At 73.4% G+C, this 26,204-nt stretch carries 28 protein-coding genes; 16 read left to right on the forward strand and 12 right to left on the reverse strand.

Features of this window, described 5'->3' with window-relative positions:
- The first annotated feature begins 49 nt into the window (after positions 1 to 49).
- Complete coding sequence (locus tag ACIQGV_RS30500; protein WP_402500053.1) at positions 50 to 1,177, forward strand: alpha/beta hydrolase; 1,128 nt, start codon at positions 50 to 52, stop codon at positions 1,175 to 1,177.
- A 231-nt stretch (positions 1,178 to 1,408) separates the two neighbouring features.
- Positions 1,409 to 2,731: a hypothetical protein gene (locus tag ACIQGV_RS30505; protein ID WP_402500055.1), complete on the forward strand. Its 1,323-nt coding sequence runs from the start codon at positions 1,409 to 1,411 to the stop codon at positions 2,729 to 2,731.
- A 6-nt stretch (positions 2,732 to 2,737) separates the two neighbouring features.
- On the opposite strand, the gene ACIQGV_RS30510 is transcribed toward ACIQGV_RS30505, so the two are convergent.
- Positions 2,738 to 3,151 (reverse strand): VOC family protein, encoded by a 414-nt coding sequence (locus tag ACIQGV_RS30510; RefSeq protein ID WP_402500057.1) that lies wholly within the window; start codon positions 3,149 to 3,151, stop codon positions 2,738 to 2,740.
- 595 nt (positions 3,152 to 3,746) lie between these two features.
- Here ACIQGV_RS30510 and ACIQGV_RS30515 point away from each other — a divergent pair.
- The 3 genes from ACIQGV_RS30515 (at position 3,747) to ACIQGV_RS30525 (ending at position 6,859) form a co-directional block, all read left to right on the forward strand.
- On the forward strand, positions 3,747 to 5,345 hold the full coding sequence (locus tag ACIQGV_RS30515) for an ABC-F family ATP-binding cassette domain-containing protein (protein WP_402500059.1): 1,599 nt from the start codon (positions 3,747 to 3,749) through the stop codon (positions 5,343 to 5,345).
- Between the two features lie 336 nt (positions 5,346 to 5,681).
- Positions 5,682 to 5,903 carry a helix-turn-helix domain-containing protein gene (locus tag ACIQGV_RS30520; RefSeq protein WP_018567695.1) on the forward strand — a complete coding sequence of 74 codons (222 nt, stop codon included), beginning with the start codon at positions 5,682 to 5,684 and terminating at the stop codon, positions 5,901 to 5,903.
- 164 nt (positions 5,904 to 6,067) lie between these two features.
- The gene (locus tag ACIQGV_RS30525; RefSeq protein ID WP_402500061.1) at positions 6,068 to 6,859 is read left to right on the forward strand and encodes an enoyl-CoA hydratase/isomerase family protein; all 792 of its coding nucleotides are present in this window, start codon (positions 6,068 to 6,070) and stop codon (positions 6,857 to 6,859) included.
- A gap of 436 nt (positions 6,860 to 7,295) precedes the next feature.
- Here the strand turns inward: ACIQGV_RS30525 and ACIQGV_RS30530 are convergent, their stop codons facing one another.
- Positions 7,296 to 8,048 (reverse strand): nucleopolyhedrovirus P10 family protein, encoded by a 753-nt coding sequence (locus ACIQGV_RS30530; RefSeq protein WP_402500063.1) that lies wholly within the window; start codon positions 8,046 to 8,048, stop codon positions 7,296 to 7,298.
- A gap of 88 nt (positions 8,049 to 8,136) precedes the next feature.
- Here ACIQGV_RS30530 and ACIQGV_RS30535 point away from each other — a divergent pair, with 88 nt between their 5' ends.
- The 5 genes from ACIQGV_RS30535 to amaP are packed head-to-tail and all read left to right on the forward strand — an operon-like array spanning position 8,137 to position 10,512.
- Positions 8,137 to 8,619 carry an Asp23/Gls24 family envelope stress response protein gene (locus tag ACIQGV_RS30535; RefSeq protein ID WP_402500065.1) on the forward strand — a complete coding sequence of 161 codons (483 nt, stop codon included), beginning with the start codon at positions 8,137 to 8,139 and terminating at the stop codon, positions 8,617 to 8,619.
- 39 nt (positions 8,620 to 8,658) lie between these two features.
- On the forward strand, positions 8,659 to 8,844 hold the full coding sequence (locus ACIQGV_RS30540; RefSeq protein WP_402500067.1) for a hypothetical protein: 186 nt from the start codon (positions 8,659 to 8,661) through the stop codon (positions 8,842 to 8,844).
- Entirely contained in the window at positions 8,841 to 9,251 is a 411-nt protein-coding gene (locus ACIQGV_RS30545) for an Asp23/Gls24 family envelope stress response protein (RefSeq protein WP_402500070.1), read from the forward strand. Before ACIQGV_RS30540 ends, ACIQGV_RS30545 begins: the two co-directional genes overlap by 4 nt.
- Positions 9,248 to 9,928 carry a DUF6286 domain-containing protein gene (locus ACIQGV_RS30550; RefSeq protein WP_402500072.1) on the forward strand — a complete coding sequence of 227 codons (681 nt, stop codon included), beginning with the start codon at positions 9,248 to 9,250 and terminating at the stop codon, positions 9,926 to 9,928. Before ACIQGV_RS30545 ends, ACIQGV_RS30550 begins: the two co-directional genes overlap by 4 nt.
- Positions 9,925 to 10,512: an alkaline shock response membrane anchor protein AmaP gene (amaP, locus tag ACIQGV_RS30555; RefSeq protein WP_402500074.1), complete on the forward strand. Its 588-nt coding sequence runs from the start codon at positions 9,925 to 9,927 to the stop codon at positions 10,510 to 10,512. The genes ACIQGV_RS30550 and amaP overlap by 4 nt, the downstream gene beginning before the upstream one ends.
- A 23-nt stretch (positions 10,513 to 10,535) precedes the next feature.
- Here the strand turns inward: amaP and ACIQGV_RS30560 are convergent, their stop codons facing one another.
- The 5 genes from ACIQGV_RS30560 to ACIQGV_RS30580 form a co-directional block, all read right to left on the reverse strand.
- Positions 10,536 to 11,291, reverse strand: coding sequence for an SDR family oxidoreductase (locus ACIQGV_RS30560; RefSeq protein ID WP_402500077.1), 756 nt, complete (start codon positions 11,289 to 11,291; stop codon positions 10,536 to 10,538).
- A 4-nt stretch (positions 11,292 to 11,295) separates the two neighbouring features.
- Positions 11,296 to 13,080, reverse strand: coding sequence for a glycoside hydrolase family 15 protein (locus ACIQGV_RS30565; protein ID WP_402500079.1), 1,785 nt, complete (start codon positions 13,078 to 13,080; stop codon positions 11,296 to 11,298).
- Positions 13,081 to 13,171: 91 nt separating this feature from the next.
- Positions 13,172 to 13,960 carry an SURF1 family protein gene (locus tag ACIQGV_RS30570; protein WP_402500081.1) on the reverse strand — a complete coding sequence of 263 codons (789 nt, stop codon included), beginning with the start codon at positions 13,958 to 13,960 and terminating at the stop codon, positions 13,172 to 13,174.
- A 49-nt stretch (positions 13,961 to 14,009) separates the two neighbouring features.
- Positions 14,010 to 14,243, reverse strand: coding sequence for a hypothetical protein (locus tag ACIQGV_RS30575; RefSeq protein ID WP_078633039.1), 234 nt, complete (start codon positions 14,241 to 14,243; stop codon positions 14,010 to 14,012).
- 80 nt (positions 14,244 to 14,323) lie between these two features.
- Positions 14,324 to 15,316 carry a DEDDh family exonuclease gene (locus ACIQGV_RS30580; RefSeq protein WP_402500084.1) on the reverse strand — a complete coding sequence of 331 codons (993 nt, stop codon included), beginning with the start codon at positions 15,314 to 15,316 and terminating at the stop codon, positions 14,324 to 14,326.
- 134 nt (positions 15,317 to 15,450) lie between these two features.
- Here ACIQGV_RS30580 and ACIQGV_RS30585 point away from each other — a divergent pair, with 134 nt between their 5' ends.
- Together ACIQGV_RS30585 and ACIQGV_RS30590 are read left to right on the forward strand one after the other, a co-directional pair.
- Positions 15,451 to 16,161, forward strand: a complete 711-nt coding sequence (locus ACIQGV_RS30585) for a VIT family protein (RefSeq protein WP_402500086.1) — start codon at positions 15,451 to 15,453, stop codon at positions 16,159 to 16,161.
- Positions 16,162 to 16,290: 129 nt separating this feature from the next.
- Positions 16,291 to 17,334, forward strand: coding sequence for a zinc-dependent alcohol dehydrogenase family protein (locus ACIQGV_RS30590; RefSeq protein WP_402500088.1), 1,044 nt, complete (start codon positions 16,291 to 16,293; stop codon positions 17,332 to 17,334).
- Between the two features lie 3 nt (positions 17,335 to 17,337).
- On the opposite strand, the gene ACIQGV_RS30595 is transcribed toward ACIQGV_RS30590, so the two are convergent.
- On the reverse strand, positions 17,338 to 18,312 hold the full coding sequence (locus tag ACIQGV_RS30595) for a CopD family protein (RefSeq protein ID WP_402500091.1): 975 nt from the start codon (positions 18,310 to 18,312) through the stop codon (positions 17,338 to 17,340).
- A gap of 108 nt (positions 18,313 to 18,420) precedes the next feature.
- Complete coding sequence (locus ACIQGV_RS30600) at positions 18,421 to 19,947, reverse strand: S8 family peptidase (protein WP_402500093.1); 1,527 nt, start codon at positions 19,945 to 19,947, stop codon at positions 18,421 to 18,423.
- Between the two features lie 413 nt (positions 19,948 to 20,360).
- Between ACIQGV_RS30600 and ACIQGV_RS30605 the strand changes: the two genes are divergently transcribed.
- The 3 genes from ACIQGV_RS30605 (at position 20,361) to moaA (ending at position 23,471) form a co-directional block, all read left to right on the forward strand.
- The gene (locus tag ACIQGV_RS30605) at positions 20,361 to 20,717 is read left to right on the forward strand and encodes a DUF485 domain-containing protein (protein WP_402500095.1); all 357 of its coding nucleotides are present in this window, start codon (positions 20,361 to 20,363) and stop codon (positions 20,715 to 20,717) included.
- Entirely contained in the window at positions 20,714 to 22,333 is a 1,620-nt protein-coding gene (locus ACIQGV_RS30610) for a cation acetate symporter (protein ID WP_402500098.1), read from the forward strand. The genes ACIQGV_RS30605 and ACIQGV_RS30610 overlap by 4 nt, the downstream gene beginning before the upstream one ends.
- A 148-nt stretch (positions 22,334 to 22,481) precedes the next feature.
- Positions 22,482 to 23,471 (forward strand): GTP 3',8-cyclase MoaA, encoded by a 990-nt coding sequence (gene moaA / locus ACIQGV_RS30615; protein WP_402500100.1) that lies wholly within the window; start codon positions 22,482 to 22,484, stop codon positions 23,469 to 23,471.
- Between the two features lie 32 nt (positions 23,472 to 23,503).
- Here moaA and ACIQGV_RS30620 read toward each other — a convergent pair whose 3' ends face one another.
- Entirely contained in the window at positions 23,504 to 23,722 is a 219-nt protein-coding gene (locus ACIQGV_RS30620; RefSeq protein ID WP_402500103.1) for a hypothetical protein, read from the reverse strand.
- 236 nt (positions 23,723 to 23,958) lie between these two features.
- Positions 23,959 to 24,300: a DUF3099 domain-containing protein gene (locus ACIQGV_RS30625; protein ID WP_402500105.1), complete on the reverse strand. Its 342-nt coding sequence runs from the start codon at positions 24,298 to 24,300 to the stop codon at positions 23,959 to 23,961.
- Positions 24,301 to 24,541: 241 nt separating this feature from the next.
- Between ACIQGV_RS30625 and ACIQGV_RS30630 the strand changes: the two genes are divergently transcribed.
- Positions 24,542 to 24,823, forward strand: coding sequence for a GlsB/YeaQ/YmgE family stress response membrane protein (locus ACIQGV_RS30630; RefSeq protein WP_402500107.1), 282 nt, complete (start codon positions 24,542 to 24,544; stop codon positions 24,821 to 24,823).
- Between the two features lie 69 nt (positions 24,824 to 24,892).
- On the opposite strand, the gene tyrS is transcribed toward ACIQGV_RS30630, so the two are convergent.
- Positions 24,893 to 26,161, reverse strand: a complete 1,269-nt coding sequence (gene tyrS, locus ACIQGV_RS30635; RefSeq protein WP_402500109.1) for a tyrosine--tRNA ligase — start codon at positions 26,159 to 26,161, stop codon at positions 24,893 to 24,895.
- Positions 26,162 to 26,204: the final 43 nt, after the last annotated feature.

A 26,204-nucleotide genomic window follows, 5' to 3' on the forward strand; every position in this document is an offset into this window, starting at 1 on the left:
AAGGCCCCGCCCGCTGGCCCCCCGCCCCGTCCGCCAGGACACTGAACCCGTGCGTACTGTCAAAGCGACGGCCGCCGCCGTCACCGTTGCCCTGGCCGCCGGCGCGGCCGGAGTCGCCGCCGGACGCCTCGCCAGCGACGCCGCACTCAAGGCGCCGCCCGGCCGCCCCCTGCCCACCGAGCCCCGGCTCACCGTGCACGGCACGGCCCCCGGCCGCATCACCCTCACCCGGGACCTGGCCTCCCTGCGCCCCGGCACCTACGGCCTCGCGGGCGACGCCAGCCACGCCGTGGTCGGATCCGTCCTGGAGGCCGCCCCGCACGCCGCCGACACCGTCGTCCGCCGCCTGGAACGCGTCACCCACGGCAGTCTCGAGACCGGCGACCACGTCTGGCTCACCCCGAACGTGCACATCGGCGACCCCGCGAGCGCCCTCGGCCTGGACCACGCCGACATCGACGTCCCCGGCGAGCTGGGCGCCCTGCCCGCCTGGTTCGTGCCCGGCGCCCGCGACACCTGGGTGATCGCCGTGCACGGCCTCGGCACCACCAGGGAGCTCGCCATGAACCTCATGGCCTTCCTGCACCGTCTCCGCTTCCCCGTCCTCGCCCTCGCCTACCGGGGCGACCTCGGCGCCCCCCGCCCCCCGGACGGCCTGAACCATCTCGGCGAGTCCGAGTGGCGCGACGTGGACGCCGCGATCCGCTACGCCGTGCGCTACGGCGCCCAGCGGGTCGTCCTGCACGGCTGGTCCACCGGCGGCACGATGTGCCTGCACACGGCGGTGCGCTCGGCGGTCCGCGACCGGATCCGCGGGCTGGTGCTGGACTCCCCGGTCCTGGACTGGCAGACCACCCTGCGCGCCCTGGCGGCGGCCCGCCGCACGCCCGCCGCCGTGCTGCCGCTCGCCGTCCGGGCCGCCCAGGGCCGCACGGGCCTGCACGGCGACCCGGACAGGGCCGTCGCCGAGGCCGACGACCTCGCCGTGCCGGCCCTGGTCCTCCACGGACCCGACGACACCGTCGCCCCCTGGCGGCTGTCCCGCCGCCTCGCCGAACGACGGCCGGGCCTGGTCTCCCTGCACACCGTCCCGAACGCCCCGCACGGCGCCATGTGGAACCCGGACCCCACGGCCTACCAGGAGGCCCTGCGCCGCTTCCTGACCCCGCTGATGTGACGTCCTCCCGCACCGGTCGCGGAGGTTCCGTCCGCTCTCGTCACTGGCCCGATCGCACCTCCTCGCCGCCCCGCGGAGCCGCTGCGTTGGCCAGTCCCGTCGCCCGCCGTGACATTCCGTTTGGGTTTTCGGACCGTCAACCGGAAGACTGCACCCGTGACGTCCCGTATCCCGCGCGACTCCAGGCTTCGACTCGTCCGCCCGCGACCCCTGGCCGCCGCCCCCCGAGCGATGGATCAGCGGCGCCCGCGCCGCCACGCCCCGCGCCCCCCGGAGGGCACTCCGGCGCCCTCGGAGCTGGCCCAAACGGCCCGCTCCCAGCTGGCCGGTGCCGCCCGGGTGGCCCGCTGGGCCGACGCCGCGCTGCGCCCAGGCCGGGCGGGCACCCCCGCCGACGGCAAGGCCACCCTGTCCGACGCGACCGCCGAACGGGCGGCGGCCGAACTCGGCCTGAGCCCCGCTCAGATCCGCGCCGACTGGGACACCGCCCGGCTCGCCGGACTCGTCGAGGTGCACGGCGACACCGCCCGCCCCGGCTGGCGGCTGCGCGCCTGGAACCGCGACGACAGCGCCGTCCTGCGCGGCTGGGTCGCCCTCTTCGACGCCTGGTCGCTCGCCCACCCGGAACCCGCCGGGCACGAGCCGGCCGCCGTCGCCGAGGTCGTCTCGGCCATGCCGCAGGTGCTCTCCTTCCTCCAGCTGTCCGCCGGGCCCGTCCCCGTGGCCCAGCTGCTGGACCTGCTGGAGCAGCGGGTCACCGAACTGCGCACCGAGCGCTGCGAGATCCCCTACGGCCCGCAGCCCGAGCCCGCCGAACCCCGGCCCGGCGACGCCCCGCTGGCCCCCCTCCTGGACTGGGCCCTGCACGCCCTCGCCTCGGTCGGCGCCCTGACCTGTGACACCGCTCACGCCACGCTCACCCCGCTGGGCAGCTGGGCGGTCTGGGTCAAGCTGGAGCAGATCTGCGTCGCCGCGCAGAGCCCCGCCGGCAACATCGAGGCATCCGCCGAGGACATGCTGCGCGGCTGCGCCCAGCTGCGCCCCAACGCCGCCCGCGCCGAGTACCGCGCCTGGCTCGCCGCCCGGCCCGTCGGCAGCGCCGTGACCGAACTGCTGGCCGCCGCCCGCGGGGAGGACGCCCTGCTGCGCGGCCTCGCCTTCGAGGCGCTGCGCGTGGTCGGCGCCCCCGCCGAGCCCGAGGTGCGCGCCGTGCTCGACGAGCCGACGCTGCGCCCCTACGCGCTGCTGTGGCTGGCCGAGCACGACGGCACCGACCCCGAGGACGCGTACGAGATCCTCACCCGGGAAGAGGCCACCTGGCTGTGGGTCGACACCGCCGCGGCCGTGGCCGACCACGGCGAGGCCCCGATGCTGGTGCGCCATCTGGAGTCCGCGGTGCAGCCGACGGTCCCCGCCCTGCTCGACGAGGTCCGTGCGGTCGGCCACCCCCGCACCGTGCAGGTCCTGGTCGCGCTCGCCGCGGCCCACCCCGACCCGGCCCTGGCCAAGGCCGTGCGCCGCGCGGCCTTCCAGGTCCACACCGGGGGGAGCTGAGTCGGCTCAGCCGCCTGTCGCGGGCACGTACGTGCCGAAGCTCCAGATGTTGCCCTCGGCGTCCCGGACCATGTAGTCGCGCGAGCCGTAGTCCTGGTCGGTCGGGGGCATCAGGACCTCCACGCCGTGGTCCACGGCCCGCCGGTGGTGTGCGTCGACGTCGTCCACGACGACGTACACCCCGGCCGGGCCGGCGCCCTTCATCGCGGAGTCGAAGACGCCGCCGCGGCCCTTGGAGCCGATCATCACCGCTCCGTTGCCCTGCGCCAGCTCGGCGTGCATCACCGACCCGTCCTCGCTCTCGTACAGCGACAGCTCCGTGAACCCCAGGGCCTCCGTGAGCTGCCGGACCGCCGCCTTCGCGTCCGCGTAGAGCACCGTCGGGTAGATGCTCGGAGCCCCACCGCCCGTGCCTGCCATACCGATCACCTCTTCGGGATCAGAGCCGGAAGAATCACCTGCCGTCAGTGTGGCAGCCACCACCGACAGCGCCCCGGCCGCCGGTCGCCCGGCTCACCGGAGGGCGCCGCACCGCACCGCACGGCGCCACGCCGCCGCTGCCGCGCCCGCGGGACCACCTGCCCCGGGGGTCCCGCACGCCGTCCGTCACGGCGGCCGTCCGGCGGTCCTCCCGCCCGGCGGCGTCCTGCCCGGTCCGGCACACCCGCCGCACCCGGGCGGACGAGGACGCGGCCGGCCCGACGCCGCCGCCCGCGGCCGCCCTCCCGTCGTGACCGGCGCCTCCGCGTGCGTCCCGCGCCTCGGGCACGTCATGGGCGGGCGTCGCCGGCCTGCGGGGACACCGTCCTCGGTCCCGGGCCCCCGCCGCCGGCGTCGTCCTCGCCCGGCGGTCCCGGAATATCCGGTTGCACGAGCCCGTTAGACTGAATCCCATGGCCATTCTCCTCGCGCACTAGACGGCGGGAACGCCGACCGGCGCCGCCCGGAAGGGCACGCCTCGCGCGGCAGCCACTGATCCGCCCGTCCCGCCAACCTTCCGCCCTGGAGTCTGTCCGTGATCTCCGCCTCCGGTATCGAGCTGCGCGCCGGTGCGCGCGTCCTCATCGAGAACGCCACCTTCCGTGTCGCCAAGGGCGACCGCATCGGCCTGGTCGGCCGCAACGGCGCCGGCAAGACCACCCTCACCAAGTGCCTCGCGGGCGAGGGCCAGCCCGCCGGCGGCACCATCACCCGCTCCGGGGAGGTCGGCTATCTGCCGCAGGACCCCCGCACCGGTGACCTCGACGTGCTCGCCCGCGACCGTGTCCTGTCCGCCCGCGGCCTCGACGTCCTGATCCGCAAGATGCGCGAGAACGAGCAGCGCATCGCAAGCGGCCAGGGCGCCACCCGCGAGAAGGCGCTCAGGCAGTACGAGCGCCAGGAGACGGAGTTCCTCACCAAGGGCGGGTACGCCGCCGAGGCCGAGGCCGCCACCATCGCCGCCGCGCTCAACCTGCCCGACCGCGTGCTCGGACAGCCGCTGCACACGCTCTCCGGCGGTCAGCGCCGACGCATCGAGCTGGCCCGCATCCTGTTCTCCGACGCGGACACCCTGCTGCTCGACGAGCCCACGAACCACCTCGACGCCGACTCGATCGTCTGGCTGCGCGACTACCTCAAGACCTACCGCGGCGGCTTCATCGTGATCAGTCACGACGTCGACCTGGTCGAGACGGTCGTCAACAAGGTGTTCTACCTGGACGCCAACCGCTCCCAGATCGACGTCTACAACATGGGCTGGAAGCTCTACCAGCAGCAGCGCGAGGCCGACGAGAAGCGCCGCAGGCGCGAGCGGCAGAACGCCGAGAAGAAGGCCGCCGCGCTCAACGCCCAGGCCGACAAGATGCGCGCCAAGGCCACCAAGACGGTCGCCGCGCAGAACATGGCCCGCCGTGCCGACAAACTGCTCTCCGGCCTGGAGGCGGTCCGGGCCTCCGACAAGGTCGCCAAGCTCCGCTTCCCGGAGCCCGCCCCCTGCGGCAGGACCCCGCTGACGGCCGAGAGCCTGTCGAAGTCGTACGGCTCCCTGGAGATCTTCACCGACGTCGACCTGGCCATCGACAAGGGCTCCCGCGTGGTCATCCTGGGCCTGAACGGCGCCGGCAAGACGACGCTGCTGCGGCTGCTCGGCGGCGTCGAGCAGCCCGACACCGGCGAGGTCCTCCCCGGCCACGGCCTCAAGCTCGGCTACTACGCCCAGGAGCACGAGACCCTCGACCCGGACCGCACGGTCCTGGAGAACATGCGCTCGGCCGCCCCCGACATGGACCTGGTCGAGGTCCGCAAGGTGCTGGGCTCCTTCCTCTTCTCCGGCGACGACGTCGACAAGCCGGCCAGGGTCCTCTCCGGCGGCGAGAAGACCAGGCTGGCCCTGGCCACCCTGGTCGTCTCCTCGGCGAACGTCCTGCTGCTGGACGAGCCCACCAACAACCTCGACCCGGCCAGCCGCGAGGAGATCCTCGGCGCGCTGCGCACCTACAAGGGTGCGGTCGTGCTGGTCACCCACGACGAGGGCGCCGTCGAGGCGCTCCAGCCGGAGCGGATCATTCTGCTGCCGGACGGCGTGGAGGACCTGTGGGGTTCCGACTACGCGGACCTCGTCGCCCTCGCTTGATCGAATGCGTGATCCACTGGGTATGGATCATTCGGCCCATCGGTGATCCACCATCTGTGTGAGATCTCCTCGTATCGAGGTGTGTCCTACATCGATTTCCCGGCCGGGCCCCCGAACACCGGGGGCCCGGCCGTCGTGCGTCACTGACCTGGTACTTCGCGAGGATTACCCGTCCAGGGGTATGCGCGCCAAGGCATGGAATCCCTGATTCCGTATGTGGGGACGTGCTCCTGTCGTCACAACCCTGTCGCACGGACCTTGCCGAATGGGTGGCCATGAGGCGCGGGAGGGGTGATCATGAGGGGACCAGAGCGCACTTCCCATGAGGAGGCACGGGTGGCCGAGACTCTGAAGAAGGGCAGCCGGGTGACCGGCGCCGCGCGCGACAAGCTCGCGGCAGACCTGAAGAAGAAGTACGACGCCGGTGCGAGCATCCGGGCGTTGGCCGAGGAGACCGGCCGCTCGTATGGCTTCGTGCACCGCATGCTCAGCGAGTCGGGCGTCACGCTCCGTGGGCGTGGCGGGGCGACCCGGGGCAAGAAGGCCGCCTCGGCCTGAGCCCCGGGCGGCCCCGCGGCGTCGATGGTGGCCGCCCGGCCGGCCTCCCCCCGGTTCCTTGAGGGGCCCGGGGGGACCGCAGGCCGACCGGGTGGTTACTGTGCAGTCACTTATGGATGCCGGTGCACGGCATCCACGATGACCGCACCCATCGGAGGCGCCCCATGGCTTCGCTCGACCCGGTACTCGACAAGGACGGCGTACGGCTCACCGTCGACGACGCGATCGCCACGGTGACGCTGACCAACCCGGCCAAGCGCAACGCGCAGAGCCCCGCCATGTGGCGGACGCTCGCCGAGGCGGGCCGGTCACTGCCGGGCTCCGTCCGTGTCGTGGTGCTGCGCGGAGAGGGCAAGTCCTTCTCCGCGGGCCTCGACCGGCAGATGTTCACGCCCGAGGGCATCGAGGGCGAACTGTCCTTCGTCGACCTCGCGCGTGGCAGCGACGCCGAACTGGACGCGGCCATCGCCGAGTTCCAGGAGGGGTTCACCTGGTGGCGGCAGAGCGACATCGTGTCCGTCGCCGCCGTCCAGGGCCACGCCATCGGAGCGGGTTTCCAGCTCGCTCTCGCCTGTGACCTGCGCGTCGTCGCCGACGACGTGCAGTTCGCGATGCGCGAGACTGGCCTGGGCCTGGTCCCCGACCTCACCGGCACGCATCCGCTGGTGTCGCTGGTCGGCTACGCCCGTGCGCTGGAGATCTGCGCCACGGGCCGCTTCGTCCTGGCCGAGGAGGCCGTCAGCACCGGCCTGGCCAACCTGGCGGTCCCCGTGGACCAGCTTGACGCCACGGCGGCCGACCTCGCCGCGGCGCTCCTCGCCGCGCCCCGCGACGCCCTCATCGAGACCAAGGCGCTGCTGCGCGGCGCCCAGGACCGCACCTACGACGCCCAGCGCGCCGCCGAACGCCAGTCCCAGTCCCGCCGCCTGCGCGACCTGGCCGGCCTCGGCGAGTAACCCTCCGGGGGGCCGGGCGGCCGACGGCGCACGCGTGCCCGAGGGGCGGCCGGACACCGCGCCGCGGGACGGCCGCGTGCCCTGCGGGGCCGCCCCGCGCCCACGGTGTGTCCTCGGCGTGCCGCAGCACCGGCGTTCGTGAGCACCTGCGTTCGTGCGCCACGGGTGACCGGGTGCGCCGTGGGACCGCCGTGCCGCCCGTGCCGCGCCGTGCCGCCCGTGCCGCGCCGTGCCGCCCGTGCCGCGCCGTGCCGCCCGTGCCGCGCCGTGCCGCCCGTGCCGCGCCGTGCCGCCCGTGCTGCGCCGCCCGCGCCGTGCCGCCCGTGCTGCGCCGTGCTGCGCCGTGCTGCGCCGTGCTGCGCCGTGCTGCGCCGTGCTGCGCCGTGCCGTGCCGTGCCGTGCCGCCCGTGCTGCGCCGCCCGCGCCGTGCCGGTGGTCAGTCCACCGCCGTGATCAGGACCGCCACCGTCGGGGCGTCCGGCAGTGCCGCGGCGACGGCGGCGCGTACCTCGCGGGCCACCGCCAGCGCGCGGTGACCCCGGCGGGCGGCGAGTTCCACGCGGACGTGCCGGCGGGGCAGCGAGGGCGACCCGTCCTGCCGTTCCTCGATGTGCACGGCCCGCCCCAGCCCGCCGAGGGCACCCGTCAGCCGGGCCACCCCCGCGACGGCCAGCGCGGCGGCGGCCACCCGGGCCCCGTCACCGCCCTCCGGCACGTCGGCCGAGGGCGCCGCACCACCGCTGTCCGGCGCCTTCGAGGGCTCACCCCGGTCCTCGCCCTCGCCCTCGTCCTCCTGCTCCCACAGCCCCGTCACCCGGAGGTCCACCTCGGTGACCGTCAGGCCGAGGGAGTCCGCCGCGGTCGCCGCAAGGGCCGTACGAAGACGGGCGGCCGCCGTGGGGAGGGGCTCGGTGCCGCTCGCGGTGAAGCCGGCCGTCACCCGGAGGGGCCCCGGCGGCAGGGCGCTCGGCGGAGGGGGCACCGCGGGCTCGTGACCGGAGTCCGGACCCGCGGGCGCGACCCGCAGCCCGCCCGTCCGTACCCCCGCGACGGCGTCACCCGCCCGCCTCAGCACCGTCTCCGCCGCGCTCTCCGCGATCCACGCCCCGTCACGCGGTCCGCCCAGGGGCAGAAGCCTGCCCAGACCCAGTTGCTGCCGTACCGCCCGCGTCCACCCGTCCGCCGTCATTCCTCCAGCCTGCCGCATCCGTGGCGCGCGGACGAGCATCCCCACTTACCGTGGTCGAAGGGACGACGACCGAAAAGGACGTACGGCGATGACCGAGACGACGAACCGGACGCAGACCTCCGACGGCGACAACGACCCGTCGGTACAGACCCGCAAGGCCACCAGGCGCGGCGGCGGGGACCCCGCGACCCGGGGCCGCACCACCATCGCCGACGGTGTGGTGGAGAAGATCGCCGGCCTCGCGGCCCGTGACGTCCTCGGCGTCCACGCGATGGGCAGCGGTCTCAGCCGTACCTTCGGAGCCGTGCGCGACCGTGTCCCCGGCGGTGGGGCCAAGTCGGTGACGCGCGGCGTCAAGGCCGAGGTCGGCGAGGTGCAGACCGCCCTCGACCTTGAGATCGTCGTCGACTACGGCGTGTCGATCTCCGACGTCGCCCGGGCCGTGCGCGAGAACGTCGTCGCGGCCGTCGAGCGGATGACCGGCCTGGAGGTCGTGGAGGTCAACATCGCGGTGAGCGACGTGAAGCTGCCGGACGAGGAGGAAGAGGAGCCGGAGCCCCGGATCCAGTGACGCCCGGCCCGCCAACCGAACAGCTGAGGGGAACGCACCATGAGCATGGCCGTGGTCGGCTTGATCGCCGGAATGGCGCTGGGCTTCGCCGGGTACTTCGGCGGCTTCGGCGCCTTCCTGCTCGTCGCCGCCCTGGGAGCGGTCGGCTTCGTCGTCGGCCGGTTCGTGGAGGGTGACTTCGAGCTCGGCGACTTCTTCCGTCCGCGTGACGACCGCCGGCGGTGACGCCCGTGAGCGAGGGCACCGGCGCGCTCGGCGCACCGCTCGCCGCGGTGGAGCCGGGCGAGCGCGGCGCGACACGGATCGCCGACCGGGTCGTGGCGAAGATCGCCGCCCAGGCGGCACGCGAGGCCCTGGGCCCGCTGCCGCCGGACGCCGCACGTCCGCATGCCGACGTCGCCGTACGGCAGTCCCGCGCACCCGGCCACGAGGGCCAGGACGCCGCCCATGTGCACATCCATCTCGAACTCGACTACCCGACCGACATCGGCGCCCGCTGCCGCTCGGTGCGGCGTCATGTCACCGAACGGGTGAGCGCGTTGGTGGGAATGCTCGTGCCCGAGGTCGCCGTCCAGGTCGAGCGGCTGCATCTGGCCTCGGGCACCGGCGCGGCTCAGGGGAGGACCCGATGAGCGAGCCCCGGGGCGAAGAGCCGGCCGAGGACGCCGCGCGGCGCCCGCCGGTCCTGGAGAAGCCGGAGCCGGGGCCGCCCGAGGAGCCGCCGGGCGGCCCCGCCGCGCCGCCCGTCCCGCCGACGGACGAGGTTCCCGCCCGCCGCCTCTGGTCGGCCCGGCGTGTCCCCGCTGCCGTCACCGCGCTGCTCCTGCTGGTCGTCGCGGGTGCCTTCCTCTACGACGTCGCCGCCGTACGGGCCGGCCGGGACGCCATGAGCTGGCGCCGTGAACTGGCCCGACAGCTCGCCGAACGGCCCCTGGACGACACCTGGGTGCTCGTCGGCGCGGGTGTGGCCGCCGCGCTCGGTCTGTGGCTGGTCGTGCTGGCCGTCACGCCCGGTCTGCGCGATCTGCTGCCCATGCGGCGCACGGACGCCGATGTGCGCGCCGCGCTGGAGCGGGCCGCGGCCGCGATGGTGCTGCGCGACCGGGCCATGGAGGTCTCCGGTGTGCAGTCGGTGCGGGTGCGGGCCCGCCGCCGGCGTGCCGACGTCCGCGCGGTCGCGCACTTCCGTGAACTGGACGACGTACGGCAGGACCTGGACTCCGTGCTCGCCGAGGCGGTGCGGGCGCTGGGGCTGGCCCGGCCGCTCGCGCTGTCCGTGCAGGTGCGGCGGCCCGGACGGAAGGGGTGAAGCCGGTGCTCGGGACCGTCAACCGTGTGCTGCTGGGACTTGCCGGTCTGGTCCTGCTCGTCGTGGGCGGCTCGGTGCTCGCGGTGGGGCTGGGCGCCCCGGCACCGTCGTGGTGGATCCACGACGGACGCCACGACGTCCTGCTCTCCGACGCCGAGCGCACCCGCTGGCGTGACTCCGGCTGGTGGTGGCCCGTGGTCCTCGCCGTGCTCACCGTCCTCGTCGTGCTGGCGCTGTGGTGGCTGACCGCCGTGCTGCGCCGCCGCAGGCTCGCCGAGGTCCTCGTCGACACCGGCGACGGCGCGGGCGCCTCGCTGCGCGGCCGCGCCCTGCAGTCCGTCCTCGCCGCCCAGGCGTCCGCCCTGGACGGCGTGGCCAAGGCCCATGTGCGGCTGACGGGCCGCAGGGACGCCCCCCGGACCCGGGTCCAGCTGGCCCTGGACCCGCACGCCGACCCTTCGACGACGCTGCACACGCTCACGGCGCAGGCGCTGGCCCGCGCCAAGGACTCGGCCCGTCTGGACGCGATGCCCTCGGAGGTCCGTATGAGGTCGGTCAAGCACCGTGCGGAGAGGGTCAGCTGACCCGGAGCCGGGGGAGGGGCGCGTCAGAAGCCGTGCCGGTACCCGCCGTCGACCGGGACCATGATCCCGGTCAGATAGGAGGCGGCCGGGGACAGCAGGAACGCGGCCGTCCGCCCGAACTCCTGCGGCCTGCCGTACCGCCGCAGCGGGATCCGTGCCTCGTTCGCCGCCCGGGTGGCCTCGGGGTCGGCGGACAGCCCGTCCAGCTCCTTCACCCGGTCGGTGTCGATCCGCGCCGGCAGCAGCCCGACCACCCGGATGCCGCGCGGCCCCAGCTCGTCCGAGAGCGACTTCGCGAACCCGGCGAGGCCCGGCCGCAGCCCGTTGGAGATGGTCAGCCCCGCGATCGGCTCGTGCACCGACCCGGACAGCACGAACCCGATGACGCCGCCGTTCTCCAGCTCGGCCGCCGCCGCCCGGGCGAGCCGCACCGCACCGAGGAACACCGACTCGAACGCCGCCTGCCACTGCTCGTCGGTGTTGTCGGCGACGAACCCCGGCGGAGGGCCGCCGACGCTGACGAGGATGCCGTCGAAGCCGCCGAACAGCTCGCGCGCGGCCGCGATCAGCTGTTCGGGGGCGCCGGGATCGGCGTTGTCCACCGCGACCCCGGCCGCGTTCGGTCCCAGCTCGGCCGCCGCGTCGGCGGCCCGCTTCCCGTCCCGCCCGGTGACGACCACTTTCGCGCCGTCGGCCACCAGCTCGCGCGCGACCGCGTTGCCGAGTCCGCGCGTGGCGCCGGTGACGACGTACACCCGGTCCTTCAGTCCAAGATCCATGGCTCTATCCTGCCCGGTCGTTCCCGAACAGGGCGAGGGCGGTGTTGACCAGACCGAGGTGGCTGAACGCCTGCGGGAAGTTGCCCAGGTGGCGGCCGGCCGCCGGGTCGTACTCCTCCGCCAGCAGGCCCACGTCGTTGGCGAGACCCACCAGGCGTTCGAACAGCTCGCGCGCCTCCTCGCGGCGGCCCGTCAGATGCAGCGCCTGCGCCAGCCAGAACGAGCAGGCCAGGAAGGTGCCCTCGGTGCCGGGCAGCCCGTCGACGGGGGAGTCGTCGGCGCTGTAGCGGCGCAGGAGGCCGTCCCGGCCCAGCTCCGCCCGGACCGCGTCGACCGTGCCGGTGACACGCGGGTCGTCGGGCGGCAGGAACCCGACGTGCGGGATGAGCAGCAGCGCGGCGTCCAGTTCGCGGGAGCCGTAGAACTGCGTGAAGGTGTTGCGCGCGGGGTCGAAGCCCTTGTCGCACACCTCGCGGTGGACCTCCTCGCGCATCGCGCGCCAGCCGTCGAGGTCGCCGTCCAGTTCCGGGTGCTCCTCCAGCGCGCGCACCGCGCGGTCGGCGGCCACCCACACCATCACCTTGGAGTGCACGAAGTGCCGGCGGCCGCCGCGCACCTCCCACAGTCCTTCGTCCGGCTGCCGCCAGTTGGCGCGCAGCCACTCCAGCAGGGCGGTCTGGATCGACCACATGTGCGGCTCGGTGGGCAGTCCCGCCCGCCGGGCCAGCGACAGGGAGTCCATGACCTCGCCGTAGACGTCCAGCTGGAGCTGGCGCACCGCGTCGTTGCCGGTGCGCACCGGCGACGAGCCGCCGAAGCCGGCCAGCCACGGCACCTCCACCTCGGGCAGCCGGCGCTCACCGGCGACGCCGTACATGATCTGGAGGTCGGCCGGGTCGCCCGCGACCGCGCGCAGCAGCCAGTCGCGCCACGCCTCGGCCTCCTCCTGGTAGCCGGCGGACAGCAGGGCGCCGAGGGTGAAGGTGGAGTCGCGCAGCCAGCAGTAGCGGTAGTCCCAGTTCCGCACGCCGCCCATCTCCTCCGGCAGGGAGGTGGTGGGCGCGGCCACGATCCCGCCGGTCGGCCGGTAGGTGAGGGCCTTGAGGGTGATCAGGGAGCGCACGACCGCGTCGCGGTGCGGACCGTCGTAGCGGCAGCGGGCGGCCCAGGCCCGCCAGTCGGCGACGCTCGCCTCCAGTGCCTCGTACGGGTCGACCGGCGCCGGACGCCGTTCGTGCGAGGGGTGCCAGGTCAGCACGAACGCGACCTTCTCGCCCTCGGCGACGGTGAACTCCGAGCGGGTCGCGCAGTCCTCCCCCCAGATGCGCACCGGGGGCTCGCTGCGCAGCCACACCGAGTCCGGGCCGGCGACGGCGACGCGGTGCCCGTCGCTCCTGCGGACCCACGGCACGATCCAGCCGTGGTCGAAGCGGATCCGGAGGGTGCCCCGTACGGTGACCCGGCCGCGCAGGCCCTCGACGACACGGATCAGGTCGGGCGCGTTGTCGCGTTGCGGCATCAGGTCGGTGACCCGGACCGCTCCCTCGCCGGTCTCCCACTCGGTGTCCAGCACCAGGGTGTCGGGCCGGTAGGCCCGGCGCGTGCACGTCTTCGCGCCCTTGGGGGCGATGCGCCAGTGGCCGTTCTCCTTGCCGCCGAGCAGACGGGCGAAGCAGGCCCCGGAGTCGAAGCGGGGGAGGCACAGCCAGTCGACGGAGCCGTCCCGGCCGATGAGCGCGGCGGTCTGCTCGTCGCCGATCAGGGCGTAGTCCTCGATGCGGTGGTGCACGAGGTGCGGGTTCCCGTGGACCCGGGCGGGCATTCCGCCGGAGGGCCGGCCGGGTGACAGCCGTCCGGCACCGGCCCGGGCGGGGTCCGGCTCAGACCGCCGCCGGCTCCGCCTCGGTCCTCTCCTCGCGCTCGGCCTCGCGCCGCTCGCGCACCTCGCGGCGGACCAGGACGACCCAGCCGACGGGGACGCCGGCGCAGAACAGCCACCACTGGACGGCGTAGGCCAGGTGCGGGCCGATGTCGTCGTGCTCGGGAACGGGGACCGGCTCGGGAAGCTCGCCGCGCGGCCCGGGGGCGGTCAGGTCGATGTAGCCGCCGAGGACGGGCATGCCCAGCCGCTGTTCGGCCTGCTCGCTGCTGATCAGCATGACCTGCCGGTCCGGCAGTCCCTCGACGTCCTTGATGCCGCTGCCCGCCGTCGTCTCGTCGGGCATCAGCCGCCCGGTGACGGTGACCTCGCCCTTCGGCGGCGCCGGGACCGCGGGGAACTCGGTCTGCGCGCCGTTCGCGGGGATCCAGCCCCGGTTGACCAGCAGGACCTTGCCGTCGTCCAGGACGAGGGGCGTCAGGACGTGGAAGCCGACCGTCTCGTCGGCGTTCGTACGACGGCGTACGACGACCTCGCGCGCGGTGTCGAAGCGGCCGGTGGCGGTCACCCGCCGGTACCGGTCCGCGCTGCGCACCTCCGCGCCGGGCGAGGTCAGCGACTCGGCGGGCACCGGCTTCGCGGCGAGCGAGCCGGCGATCACCTGGTTCAGCGCGACCCGGTGCTCATGGCGGTGCAGCTGCCAGAAGCCCAGCTCGATCATCGTCGGGACGAGCGCGACGGCGACGAGGGTGAGAATCACCCACTGCCGGGACAAGAGGAAGCGGAACACCCCACGACCGTACATCGCGGGCCGCGGGGCGTTTCCGGAGGGGTCCTCGTCAGACCCGGTCGACGATTCCCGCCCTCCCCTCCGCCCGGGCGCAGTGGGCGCCGCAGTACCAGTGGCCCTCGACCTCGACGCCCTGTCCGATGATCTGGACCCGGCAGTGCTCGCAGATCGGGGCCATGCGGTGGATCGCGCAGGAGAAGCAGTCGAACACATGGACAGCGCCCTGTGCGTGGACCTCGAAGGTCATCCCGTAGTCGTTGCCGCATACTTCGCATCTCGCCATGCGCCACAGGGTGAGCCGTGACCGGGGGACGGGCGAGCGGGCGGCGGGCGAGTCGCCCGGCAATCACCCGTCCGTACGGTTCACCCCTGCGCGGCCGGCTCCACATCGCGCAGCAACTGCCCGAACGCCGCCTCGTCGACCACCGGCGTGCCGAACTGCCGGGCCTTGGCGACCTTCGAGGTGCCCGAGTCGGGGTCGTTGGTCACCAGCAGACTGGTGAGCCTGGACACGCTGGTGGCGACGTGCAGCCCCGCCTCGACGGCGCGGTCCTCCAGCAGTTCGCGCTCGACCGACGTGTCCCCCGAGAAGGCGACCCGCATGCCCTGCTTGAGGCTTTTGCCCGCTTCGTAGCGGCCGGGGTTGGGATACGGGCACGCCGGCCGCTTGCGGGAGGGACGCCAGCCGGTGGCCCGGTGGCCGCCGTAGCCGCCCGGCTGCTGTCCGCTCCGGGGCGCGGGCCGGTCCGCCCACTCCGTCAGCGGCCGGCACTCCTGGAGCGGAAGCCGCACACTGTCCTGCGCCGCGGCCCGCAGACTCGGCCGGAACGCCTCGGCCAGCACCCGCGCGTCGTCGAGCGCGTGGTGCGCGCGCTGCTGCACGACGCCGAAGTGCGCGGCCAGCGACTCCAGCTTGTGGTTGGGCAGCGGAAGGCGCAGCTCCTTGGAGAGCGCGATGGTGCACAGCCGCTGCCGCACCGGTGCCTCGCTCTTCGCGCGCGCGTACTCACGGGCGATCATCTGCCAGTCGAAGACGGCGTTGTGGGCGACGAGCACCCGGCCCGCCAGCCGCGCCGCGAACTCCTCGGCGATGTCACCGAAGAGAGGCGCCCCCTCGAGCACCTCGCTCGTCAGACCGTGGATCCACACAGGACCCGGATCACGCTCGGGATTGACCAGCGTGTACCAGTGGTCCTCGACCTCGCCGCGTGCGTCCAGCCGGTAGACGGCCGCGGAGATGATCCGGTCGTCGCGGGCCAGGCCGGTGGTCTCCACGTCGACGACCGCGTATCCCTGCGGATACGCGGCCGGCCACGATGCGGGGGAGGACGCTGCGGTCGTACGGTCTTCGAGCATGGTCAATGAGGATACGGGCCGAGACCGACAGCGGCCGCCTTCCCGGCGCTCCGCCACCGGCCGCCGTGCGCGTACCGGGCCCCGCACGCGGGTCGGTACGGAGCCGCCCGCCCCGCGGATGCCATCCTCCGGATGTGACACGACCGACGCCCGACGAGGCCCGCGCAGGCTCCCTGGGGGAGCGGCTCAACTGGCTGCGCGCGGCGGTGCTCGGCGCCAACGACGGCATCGTCTCCACGGCCGGCCTGGTCGTCGGCGTGGCCGGCGCGACCGGCAGCCGCTCGGCCCTCCTCACCGCGGGCCTGTCCGGACTGCTCGCCGGCTCGATGTCGATGGCGGCGGGCGAGTACGTCTCGGTCTCCACCCAGCGCGACTCCGAGAAGGCCGCCCTCGCCATGGAGAAGAGGGAGCTGCGCGAACGGCCCGAGGCCGAGCTGGAGGAACTGACCGGACTCCTGGAGGGGCGCGGCCTGTCCCGCGAGGTGGCGCGCGAGGCGGCCGGGCAGCTGACGGAACGCGACGCGCTGCGCGCCCACGCGCGCGTGGAGCTCGGCATCGACCCGGACCGGCTGACCGACCCCTGGCACGCGGCCTGGGCGAGCTTCCTCGCCTTCACGGCCGGCGCGCTGCTCCCGCTGCTCGCCGTCGTCCTCCCGCCCGTCGGCCTGCGGCTGCCCGTGACCGTGCTCTCCGTCCTCGCCGCCCTGTGCGCCACCGGCTGGAGCAGCGCCCGCCTCGGGGCGGCGGCCCCGGGCCGGGCGGTGCTGCGCAACGTCGCGGGCGGGGCCCTGGCCATGGCGGTCACCTACGCCGCGGGCGCGCTGCTGGGCGCGGCGGGCGTGTGAGGCACCCCGGGGCGGCTGCCCGCAGCGCCCCGCCCTCGGTGAGCGCCCCGCCGCGCCGACCACGTACCGTGAGGATGCGCTCCGCCACCCCTGTGAGCGCACCCGCAGCCGAGCAGAAAGACCTTCGCCATGCGCGCCACCACCATCCACGCCCCGTTCGACATGCGCGTGGAGGACGTGCCCGAGCCCGTGGTGCAGCAGCCCACCGACGCCGTGGTGCGGGTGCTGCGCGCGTGCATCTGCGGCAGCGACCTGTGGGCCTACCGCGGTGAGGCGGCCCGGCAGCCGGGACAGCGCATCGGGCACGAGTTCCTCGGCATGGTGGAGGAGACCGGTTCCGAGGTGACGGGTCTGCGCCGCGGCGACCTCGTCGTCGCCCCCTTCATGTGGTCCGACGGCACCTGCGACTACTGCCGCGAGGGCCTGACGACGTCCTGTGTGCACGGCGGCTTCTGGGGCTCGGTCGGCTCCGACGGCGGTCAGGGCGAGGCCGTGCGCGTCCCCCACGCGGACGGCACGCTCGTCCGGCTGCCCAAGGAGGCGGCCTCCGACGACCACCTGCTCTCCGCCCTGCTGACACTGTCCGACGTCATGGGCACCGGCCACCACGCCGCCCTCGGAGCGGGCGCCCGGCCCGGCGCCACCGTGGCCGTCGTCGGCGACGGGGCGGTCGGCCTGTGCGCGGTGCTCGCCGCCAAGCGGCTGGGCGCCGAGCGGATCATCGCCCTCGGCCGGCACCGGGCGCGCACCGACATCGCGCGGCGCTTCGGCGCCACCGACGTCGTCGCCGAGCGCGGCGAGGCCGCGGTGGAGGCCCTGCGTGAACTCACCGGCGGCCAGGGCGCGCACGCCGTCGTCGAGGCCGTGGGCACCGAGCAGTCGATGAGCACGGCGGTGAGCATCACCCGCGACGGCGGCGCCATCGGCTTCGTCGGCGTGCCGCACGGCAGCGGCACCGGACTCGACCTCGGCGTCATGTTCGACCGGAACATCGCCCTGCGCGGCGGCGTCGCCCCCGTCCGCGCCTACATCCCCGAGCTGCTGCCCGACGTCCTGGACGGCACCGTCGACCCCTCGCCCGTCTTCGACCTGACGGTGGGTCTGGAAGGCGTCCCCGAGGGCTACAGGGCGATGGACGAGCGCACCGCCCTGAAGGTCCTCGTCACCCCCTGACCCTCACCAGCGGATCGGCACCGGCAGCGCCGTCAGCAGCCCCGACACCGCGACCACCAGGCCCAGCACGGCGACCTCCCCGCGTGCGGGGACACAGGCGGTCAGCGGGTCGGCGGCGCGGCGCAGCCGGATCCGCGCCCACAGCGCCAGTCCCGCGACGACGGCCATGAGCAGCACCTTCGCCAGCAGGGCACGTCCGTAGGCGGTCGTGGTCAGCTGCTCCAGAACCGTTTCGGCGGGCATCCGGCGCAGGGTGCTGCACACCCCGGTCGCGGTGACGGCGGCCAGCAGCAGCGCCGCCGCCCGCGCGTACCGCCCCAGCAGCGCGGCCCCCGCCTGCGGCACGCCCCACAGCCGCAGCAGCCGCAGCGCGTACACCAGTCCGCCCACCCACAGCGACGCGCACGTCAGATGCACCAGCGTCAGCGCCGAGCCGGCCAGCGGGCTGTGCTCGGTCACCGGATGCGCCCGCAGCGCCTCCGCGGCCGCCACCGCGGCCAGCGGCCACACCTGGCTGCCCGGCCGCCGCGACAGCGCGCACAGCCACGCCGCCGCGAACGCGTTGACCTCCAGCAGCGCCAGTTTGCCGTCCCGTGACGCGTACAGTCCGCCCACGTCGATCTGCGCCGGATCGTCCGGCACCAGGTTGCCCGTCGCCACCACCGAGGCCAGCCCCAGGGCGGCCACGAGCCCGGCGGCGGCCGCGTACGGCCCCCAGCCGCGCGGCCGTCCGGCGGGCGCACCCGGCACCCGGCCGGCCAGCCGGCCCACGAACATCTCGCCCAGCGGCACGCAGAGCGCGGCGAACAGCACCGTGCGCAGCAGCCCGATGCCGCCGTCACCGGGCGCGGCGGCCTCCCCGGTGCCGTGCAGCACGGCCGACGGTCCCAGCAGCGGGATCAGGGCACCCAGCGTCACCAGCACGAGAACGGCGACCGCCCGGCCGGTCGCCTCGCCGGCGAGTCGTATGAACGTCACCTCAGGATCTTCACACGGACGCACACAGGCGCACACGGGCCGAACGGAACGGGGCCGGACGGCGAACCGTCCGGCCCCGCGGGGGAGTCACCGCCCCTGTTCCGGCTGCTACCGCTTCACCGCGTCCAGCGCGTTGACGATGCCGAAGCCGTAGAACCCGTTGTACTTCGGCCCGCCGACGCAGGTCGCGTCCTGGGTGCCGTTGCCGTCCTGGTCGTAGGACTCGGGGCAGCCGGGGTTGTCCGCCTGCGCCTTGAGCATCGCCTGGAGCGCGGCCGGGCCGGCCCACGGGTGCTTGGACTTCAGCAGCGCGGCGACGCCCGAGGCGTGCGGCGCGGCCATCGAGGTGCCCTGGAGGTAGCCGTAGGCGCCGTTGGGCAGGGTGGACAGGATGCGGCCGTCCTTCGACGGGGTGTCCGGCAGCTGGTAGCGGCGGTCGCCGCCCGGCGCGGCCACGTCCACGACGCCCTTGCCGTAGGAGGAGTAGTACGACTTGAGGTTCTGCACGCCGGTCGCGCTGACCGTCACGATGCCCGGCAGCTGGGTCGGCACGTCGTAGCACTCGTGCGGGTCGATGGTGCGCTCGACCGCGGTGGAGTCGTCCGGGCTGGAGGCGTCCACGATCGCGTCGGCGTCCAGGTCGTGGTTGGAGTTGCCCGCCGACGCCAGGTGCAGCGTGCCCTTCGTCTGGGCGTACAGCTGGGCCCGGTTGACCGCGTCGACGATCGCCTTCTGGTCCGGGTCGTCCATGCAGTTGTACAGCCACGGGTCGACGTAGTAGCTGTTGTTCGTGATCTCCACGCCGTGGTCGGCGGCGAACACGAAGGCGCAGACCACGCTCTCCGGGTAGAACAGGCCGTTCTTGCGGTCGGTGACGTTGATCGCGGACACCTTCACGCCCGGCGCGACACCGGCGACCCCGACGCCGTTGCGGGCGGCGGCGATCTCACCGGCCACGTGCGTGCCGTGGTAGTCGTCCGCGGTGTACGGCCGCCAGGCGCCCTCGCTGGTGTCCGGGACACCGCCGTCGCAGTTGGCCGACTGCGAGCGGGAGAAGTTCGGGGCGATGTCGGGGTGCGTGTCGTCGACGCCGGTGTCGATGACGGCGACGGTCACCCTGGAGCTGCCGGGGTTGATCCCGGCGGCCTTGTCCGCGCCGATCGCGCGCAGGTCCCACTGGTCCGCCTCGAGCGGCTCGGCCCCCGGTGCGGCCGCGGCCTCGACCTTCCTGGCCTCCGCGGCGGTCAGGTAGTCGACGGCGCCCTCGTCCGTGGTGCTCGCGGGCGTCAGCGGAGCCGTACGCGTGGCACCCGCCGACTGGACGCCGCGAGCCGTGCGTATCTGCTTGCCGAAGTCCGGGTTCGACGAGTGGACGACGATCACGCCGATCTTCTCGTACGCGATCACGACGGTGCCGCCGGCCGCGGCGATCGCCTTCTTCACCGACCCGATCGTGCGGCGGTCCGTCTTCGTGTTGACCACGTACGACAGCTGCGCGGTGTCCGCGGCCTGCGCCACGGTCTCCGCGGCCGGGGCGGCGGAGGCGACGGCCGGCAGGAAGCCGAGCGAGGCGGTCAGCGAGAGCGCGACGGGTACGGCGAGCGCGAGTCGGCGTCTGGAAGGCAGATGAGCCATGGGGTCTCCACATCATCCTGAAACGGAACCGGCCCGAGGCAGCAGTGGGCACTCGGGCAGGTACATGACGGGGCGGTGCAAGGCCGAAGCTATCCCCCGAACTCGCTGGCCAGCAATGATCCGTGGCCCCTGTCGCGACGCTTCAAGGGTTTTCCCTCGACCTCCGTGAAAACCGCCGAACGGAGTTGAACCGCGTCGTGTGCGGCGCCGTGACGTTGAACAGGGCGCACGAGCACCATCGAGCCCCCTGCCGGACCGCCCCCCGGGAGGCACTGCTGTCGCCGCCCGGCAGTGTGGTCCACGTCACTGTGAGGTCAGCCGTCATGTCCGTCGTACCCGATCCGTCCCCCGCTTCCGACAGACCCCCGACCGCCGCCGCAACCGCACCGGCACCCGCAACGCGAGGAGACTCCGTGGCCACCGAGACACCGCCCCCCTCGAACACCGCCCGACAACTCCCCTCCGCCGAGGAGTTCGTCGAGGTGCAGGCCAGCGCGGAGTTCGGTGAACTGCGCCGCTCCTACCGCTCCTTCGCCTTCCCGCTCACCCTCGCCTTCATCGCCTGGTACCTGCTCTACGTGCTGCTCTCCAACTTCGCCGGCGACTTCATGGGCACCAAGCTCTTCGGCAACGTCAACGTGGCCTTCGTCCTGGGCCTCGCACAGTTCGTCACCACGTTCCTCATCGCCTGGTGGTACTCGCGGCACGCCGCCGCGAAGCTCGACCCCAAGGCCGAGGCCATCAAGTCCCGGATGGAGGGCGGCGCATGAGCCCCGCGATCACCCTGGCGGCCAACGAGGCGAGCGAGCACCGGCCGCTCATCATCACGCTCTTCGGCCTGTTCGTGGTGGCCACGCTGGTCATCACCGTGTGGGCCGGGCGCCAGACCAAGGACGCCGCCGACTTCTACGCCGGCGGCCGCCAGTTCAGCGCCTTCCAGAACGGCCTCGCCGTCTCCGGCGACTACATGTCCGCCGCGTCCTTCCTCGGCATCGCCGGCGCCATCGCCCTGTTCGGGTACGACGGCTTCCTGTACTCCATCGGCTTCCTGGTCGCCTGGCTGGTGGCCCTGCTGCTGGTCGCCGAACCGCTGCGCAACTCCGGCCGCTACACCATGGGCGACGTCCTCGCCTACCGCATGCGCCAGCGCCCGGTCCGCACCGCCGCCGGCACCTCCACGATCGTCGTCTCGATCTTCTACCTGCTGGCCCAGATGGCCGGCGCGGGCGTCCTGGTCTCGCTGCTGCTCGGCATCACCTCCGACGCGGGCAAGGTCGGCATCGTCGCCCTCGTCGGCGTCCTGATGATCGTCTACGTCTCCATCGGCGGCATGAAGGGCACCACCTGGGTCCAGATGGTCAAGGCCGTCCTGCTCATCGGCGGCACGCTCCTGATCACCTTCCTGGTGCTGCTGAAGTTCGACTTCAACATCTCGGACCTGCTCGGCAAGGCCGCCGACAACAGCGGCAAGGGCGCCGCCTTCCTGGAGCCCGGCCTCCAGTACGGCGCCACCGGCACCTCCAAGCTGGACTTCATCTCTCTCGGCATCGCCCTGGTGCTCGGCACCGCCGGCCTGCCGCACATCCTGATCCGCTTCTACACGGTGCCCAACGCCAAGGCCGCCCGTAAGTCCGTGAACTGGGCGATCGGCATCATCGGCGGCTTCTACCTGATGACCATCGCGCTCGGCTTCGGCGCGGCGGCGCTGATCTCCCAGAAGGAGATCATCGAGTCCAACCCGTCCGGCAACACGGCCGCCCCCCTGCTGGCCCTGCACCTGGGCGGCACCGACTCCGCGTGGGGCGCGATCCTGCTGGCCACGATCTCCGCGGTGGCCTTTGCGACGATCCTCGCCGTGGTGGCCGGACTGACCCTGGCCTCGTCCTCGTCGTTCGCCCACGACATCTACGCCAACGTCATCAAGAAGGGCAACGCCACCGAGAAGGAGGAGGTCAGGGCGGCCCGCCTCGCCACCATCGGCATCGGCGCGGTCTCCATCCTGCTGGGCGCCCTCGCCCGCGACCTCAACGTGGCCGGTCTGGTCGCGCTCGCCTTCGCGGTCGCCGCGTCCGCGAACCTGCCCACCATCCTCTACAGCCTGTTCTGGAAGAGGTTCACCACCCAGGGCGCCCTCTGGTCGATCTACGGCGGTCTGATCGTCGCCGTCGGCCTGGTGCTCTTCTCGCCCGTGGTCTCGGGCGACCCGAAGGCGATGTTCCCCGACGTCGACTTCGCCTGGTTCCCGCTGAAGAACCCGGGCATCATCTCCATCCCGTTCGGCTTCGTGATGGGCTGGCTCGGCACCGTCCTGTCCAAGGAGGAGCCCGACGCCGCCAAGTACGCGGAACTGGAGGTCAGGTCCCTCACCGGTACCGGCGCGCACTGAACCCGTGAGACCCGGCGCGGCCGTGTCGTAGCTCTCTACGACACGGCCGCGTCTTACCTGGTGGATCGGGGCGGTGTCGTTGTCGGTGCCGTCACGTAGGCTCGCAGATGACGGAAAGCATGCGATCCGCGACGCGGGAGGGGGCCACGTGCTCATCGACACCTATGGCCGGGTGGCCACCGACCTCAGGGTCTCGCTCACCGACCGGTGCAACCTCCGCTGCACCTACTGCATGCCCGAGGAGGGGCTGCAGTGGCTGGCCAAGCCGGACCTGCTCACCGACGACGAGATCGTCCGCCTGATCGACATCGCGGTGCGCACCCTCGGCATCGAGGAGGTCCGCTTCACCGGCGGGGAGCCCCTGCTGCGGCCCGGCCTGGTGGGCATCGTCGAGCGCGTCGCCGCCCTGGACCCGCGCCCCCAGATGTCGCTGACCACCAACGGCATCGGCCTGCGGCGCACGGCGGCCGCCCTGAAGGCCGCGGGCCTGGACCGGGTCAACGTCTCCCTCGACACCCTGCGTCCCGACGTCTTCAAGACCCTCACCCGCCGCGACCGCCACAAGGACGTCCTCGAAGGTCTCCTGGCCGCCCGCGAGGCCGGCCTCACCCCGGTCAAGGTCAACTCGGTCCTGATGCCCGGGCTGAACGAGAACGAGGCCCCGGACCTGCTGGCCTGGGCCGTCGAGCACGACTACGAGCTGCGCTTCATCGAGCAGATGCCCCTGGACGCCCAGCACGGCTGGAAGCGCGAGGGCATGGTCACCGCCGGCGACATCCTCGCCTCCCTGCGCACCCGCTTCGACCTCACCCCCGAGGGCTCCGGGGCGCGCGGCTCGGCCCCGGCCGAACGCTGGCTGGTGGACGGCGGCCCGCACCGCGTGGGCGTCATCGCCTCCGTCACCCGTCCCTTCTGCTCCGCCTGTGACCGCACCCGTCTCACCGCCGACGGACAGATACGCACCTGCCTCTTCGCCACCGAGGAGACCGATCTGCGCGCGGCCCTGCGCTCCGGCGCCCCCGACGAGGAGATCGCCCGGATCTGGCGCCTGGCTATGTGGGGCAAGAAGGCGGGAGCGGGCCTGGACGATCCGGCCTTCGTCCAGCCGGACCGGCCGATGTCGGCCATCGGCGGCTGAGCCGGGGCGGCGCGGGGTTCACGGGGCGGGGCTCAGCCCGTCTGCCCCGCGTCCCACTCCTTCAGCGCGACGACATCCTTCAGAAAGCCCCGTACCCCCAGGAACCGGGACAGATGCTCCCGGTGCTCCTCGCAGGCCAGCCAGGTCTTGCGGCGCTCCGGCGTATGGATCTTCGGGTTGTTCCACGCGAGCACCCACACGGCGTCGGCACGGCAGCCCTTCGCGGAACAGATCGGGATCTCGTCACTCACAGCTTCGTCTCATCAGTGCGCAGAAAAGGCGACGCCGAGCAGCCACGGGGGGAGCTGCCCGGCGTCGGTCCGTCGCTCCGACGGGGGATGCGGAGCGCGTACGAAGTATGTCACGGGTAACCGGTTGCCGGGCACTGGAACAACATGATTGATCTGAGCTTTTCCTGAGCTTGGGCACCGGCGAAGACAGGGCTTTCCCCCTCGTGTCCTCCCTGCTCACCCCAGCCCCGGCACCCTCAGTCCCGGTCTGCCGGGCCCCGGTCCTCGTCGTCCGGCGGCGTGATCATCGGCCGCGTCGGCGGCGTCACGAACGTCGACGGAAGCCCCGGCGCGTTCTCCCGGCCGGCGTTGGCGATCACCACCGCGATGTACGGCAGGACCAGTCCGAGCACCAGCGCGACGATCGCGACATGCCGCTCCACGTTCCACAGCACGGCGGCCAGGATCACCGACAGCGTCCGCACACTCATCGAGATGACGTACCGGCGCTGCCGCCCGCGGACGTCGTCCTGCAGGCCCTGCCGCGCACCGGTGATCCGGAAAACCTCGGGGCCGCCGCCGCCATGCCGCTTCCGCATCACAATCCACCATCCGCCCGCATCGGACTCACCGGGCCCGCTCCCGGTCCGCACCACAGGGCACCGGGTCCGGACAGCGTCCACGGTACGCCGCGGCCACGCCGTGTTCGAGACCGGGTCGCCCCTGCGTCCGCGTGCCCTTCCACGCCCCGCGCCCCGCCGCCGACGCCGACGTGCGGCGTACGGTCACCGAGCCCAGACTGGGGGCAATGCTCACGGGGAGCCGTACGAGGAGGCAGTCATGGGCTGGTTGTGGGCGATCATCGTGGGGTTCGTCCTGGGCCTGATCGCGAAGGCGGTCCTCCCCGGCAAACAGCACAGCCCCCTGTGGCTGACCACCATCTTCGGCATGCTCGGCGCCGTCGCAGGCAACGCCATGGCCCGCGGTTTCGGCGTCGAGGAGACCCCCGGCATCGACTGGAGCCGGCACATCTTCCAGCTGATCTCCGCGGTGATCATCGTCGCCGTGGGGGACATGCTGTACATGGCGACGCTGGGCAAGAGGAAGCAGCGGCGGGCCTAGGGCCCTTCTGACGGATCCCCGCGGCGGCCGGCCACGACGTACGGCCGGCCGCCGCGGGGACCGCGGTGCCTACGCCCCCGTCACCTCGACGGCGGCCAGGTTCTTCTTGCCGCGCCGCAGCACGAGCCACCGCCCGTGCAGCAGGTCCTCCTTCGCCGGAACCGCGTCCTCGGAGGTGACCTTGGCGTTGTTCACGTAGGCCCCGCCCTCCTTCACGGTCCGCCGCGCCGCGGACTTGCTCGGAGCGAGCCCCACCTCGGCCAGCAGGTCGATCACCGGCGCCAGCTCCGTGACCCGCGCGTGCGGCACCTCGGACAGTGCCGCCGCCAGGGTGCGCTCGTCCAGCTCCTCCAGCTCGCCCTGCCCGAACAGCGCCTTCGACGCGGCGATCACGGCGTCGGTCTGCGCGGCGCCGTGCACCAGCGTCGTCAGCTCCTCGGCCAGCGCCCGCTGGGCCGCACGCGCCTGCGGCCGCTCCTGCGTCTGCTTCTCCAGCTCCTCCAGCTCCTCGCGGGACTTGAAGGACAGGATCCGCATGTACGTCGAGATGTCCCGGTCGTCCACGTTCAGCCAGAACTGGTAGAACGCGTACGGCGTCGTCATCTCCGGGTCGAGCCAGACCGCGCCGCCCTCGGTCTTGCCGAACTTGGTGCCGTCCGCCTTGGTCATCAGCGGCGTCGCCAGGGCGTGCGCCTCGGCGTGCGGCTCCAGCCGGTGGATCAGGTCCAGGCCCGCCGTGAGGTTGCCCCACTGGTCGCTGCCGCCCTGCTGGAGCGTGCAGCCGTAGCGCCGGTAGAGCTGGAGGAAGTCCATGCCCTGCAGGATCTGGTAGCTGAACTCCGTGTAGCTGATGCCCTGGTCGGACTCCAGACGCCGGGCGACCGAGTCCTTCGTCAGCATCTTGTTGACGCGGAAGTGCTTGCCGATGTCACGCAGGAACTCGATCGCGGACAGACCCGCGGTCCAGTCGAGGTTGTTGACCATCACGGCCGCGTTCTCGCCCTCGAAGGACAGGAACGGCTCGATCTGCGCGCGCAGCCGGTCGACCCAGCCGGCGACCGTCTCCGGGTCGTTCAGCGTGCGCTCCGCGGTCGGGCGCGGGTCGCCGATCAGCCCGGTCGCGCCGCCGACCAGCGCCAGCGGCCGGTGACCGGCCTGCTGGAGCCGGCGCACGGTCAGCACCTGCACCAGATGCCCCACGTGCAACGACGGCGCGGTCGGGTCGAAACCGCAATAGAACGTGACGGGACCGTCCGCGAGAGCCTTGCGCAGGGCCTCCTCATCGGTGGACAGGGCGAACAGCCCGCGCCACTTCAGCTCGTCGACGATGTCCGTCACTGTTCTCGTGTCTCCTCGGATGATGCCGTGAACATGGAGTGGC

It is taken from the genome of Streptomyces sp. NPDC093094 (assembly GCF_044754345.1).
Taxonomy (GTDB): Bacteria; Actinomycetota; Actinomycetes; order Streptomycetales; family Streptomycetaceae; genus Streptomyces.

Bases quoted from the DNA above. Each gene is read 5' to 3' on its own strand.
- ACIQGV_RS30540 (WP_402500067.1), top strand. From the start codon at position 8,659: ATGAGCATGGCCGTGGTCGGCTTGATCGCCGGAATGGCGCTGGGCTTC.
- ACIQGV_RS30590 (WP_402500088.1), top strand. From the start codon at position 16,291: ATGCGCGCCACCACCATCCACGCCCCGTTCGACATGCGCGTGGAGGAC.
- ACIQGV_RS30535 (WP_402500065.1), top strand. From the start codon at position 8,137: ATGACCGAGACGACGAACCGGACGCAGACCTCCGACGGCGACAACGAC.
- ACIQGV_RS30600 (WP_402500093.1), bottom strand. From the start codon at position 19,947: ATGGCTCATCTGCCTTCCAGACGCCGACTCGCGCTCGCCGTACCCGTC.
- ACIQGV_RS30510 (WP_402500057.1), bottom strand. From the start codon at position 3,151: ATGGCAGGCACGGGCGGTGGGGCTCCGAGCATCTACCCGACGGTGCTC.
- ACIQGV_RS30610 (WP_402500098.1), top strand. From the start codon at position 20,714: ATGAGCCCCGCGATCACCCTGGCGGCCAACGAGGCGAGCGAGCACCGG.
- ACIQGV_RS30575 (WP_078633039.1), bottom strand. From the start codon at position 14,243: ATGGCGAGATGCGAAGTATGCGGCAACGACTACGGGATGACCTTCGAG.
- ACIQGV_RS30625 (WP_402500105.1), bottom strand. From the start codon at position 24,300: ATGCGGAAGCGGCATGGCGGCGGCGGCCCCGAGGTTTTCCGGATCACC.
- ACIQGV_RS30530 (WP_402500063.1), bottom strand. From the start codon at position 8,048: ATGACGGCGGACGGGTGGACGCGGGCGGTACGGCAGCAACTGGGTCTG.
- ACIQGV_RS30630 (WP_402500107.1), top strand. From the start codon at position 24,542: ATGGGCTGGTTGTGGGCGATCATCGTGGGGTTCGTCCTGGGCCTGATC.
- ACIQGV_RS30525 (WP_402500061.1), top strand. From the start codon at position 6,068: ATGGCTTCGCTCGACCCGGTACTCGACAAGGACGGCGTACGGCTCACC.
- ACIQGV_RS30550 (WP_402500072.1), top strand. From the start codon at position 9,248: ATGAGCGAGCCCCGGGGCGAAGAGCCGGCCGAGGACGCCGCGCGGCGC.
- ACIQGV_RS30560 (WP_402500077.1), bottom strand. From the start codon at position 11,291: ATGGATCTTGGACTGAAGGACCGGGTGTACGTCGTCACCGGCGCCACG.
- ACIQGV_RS30505 (WP_402500055.1), top strand. From the start codon at position 1,409: ATGGATCAGCGGCGCCCGCGCCGCCACGCCCCGCGCCCCCCGGAGGGC.
- ACIQGV_RS30580 (WP_402500084.1), bottom strand. From the start codon at position 15,316: ATGCTCGAAGACCGTACGACCGCAGCGTCCTCCCCCGCATCGTGGCCG.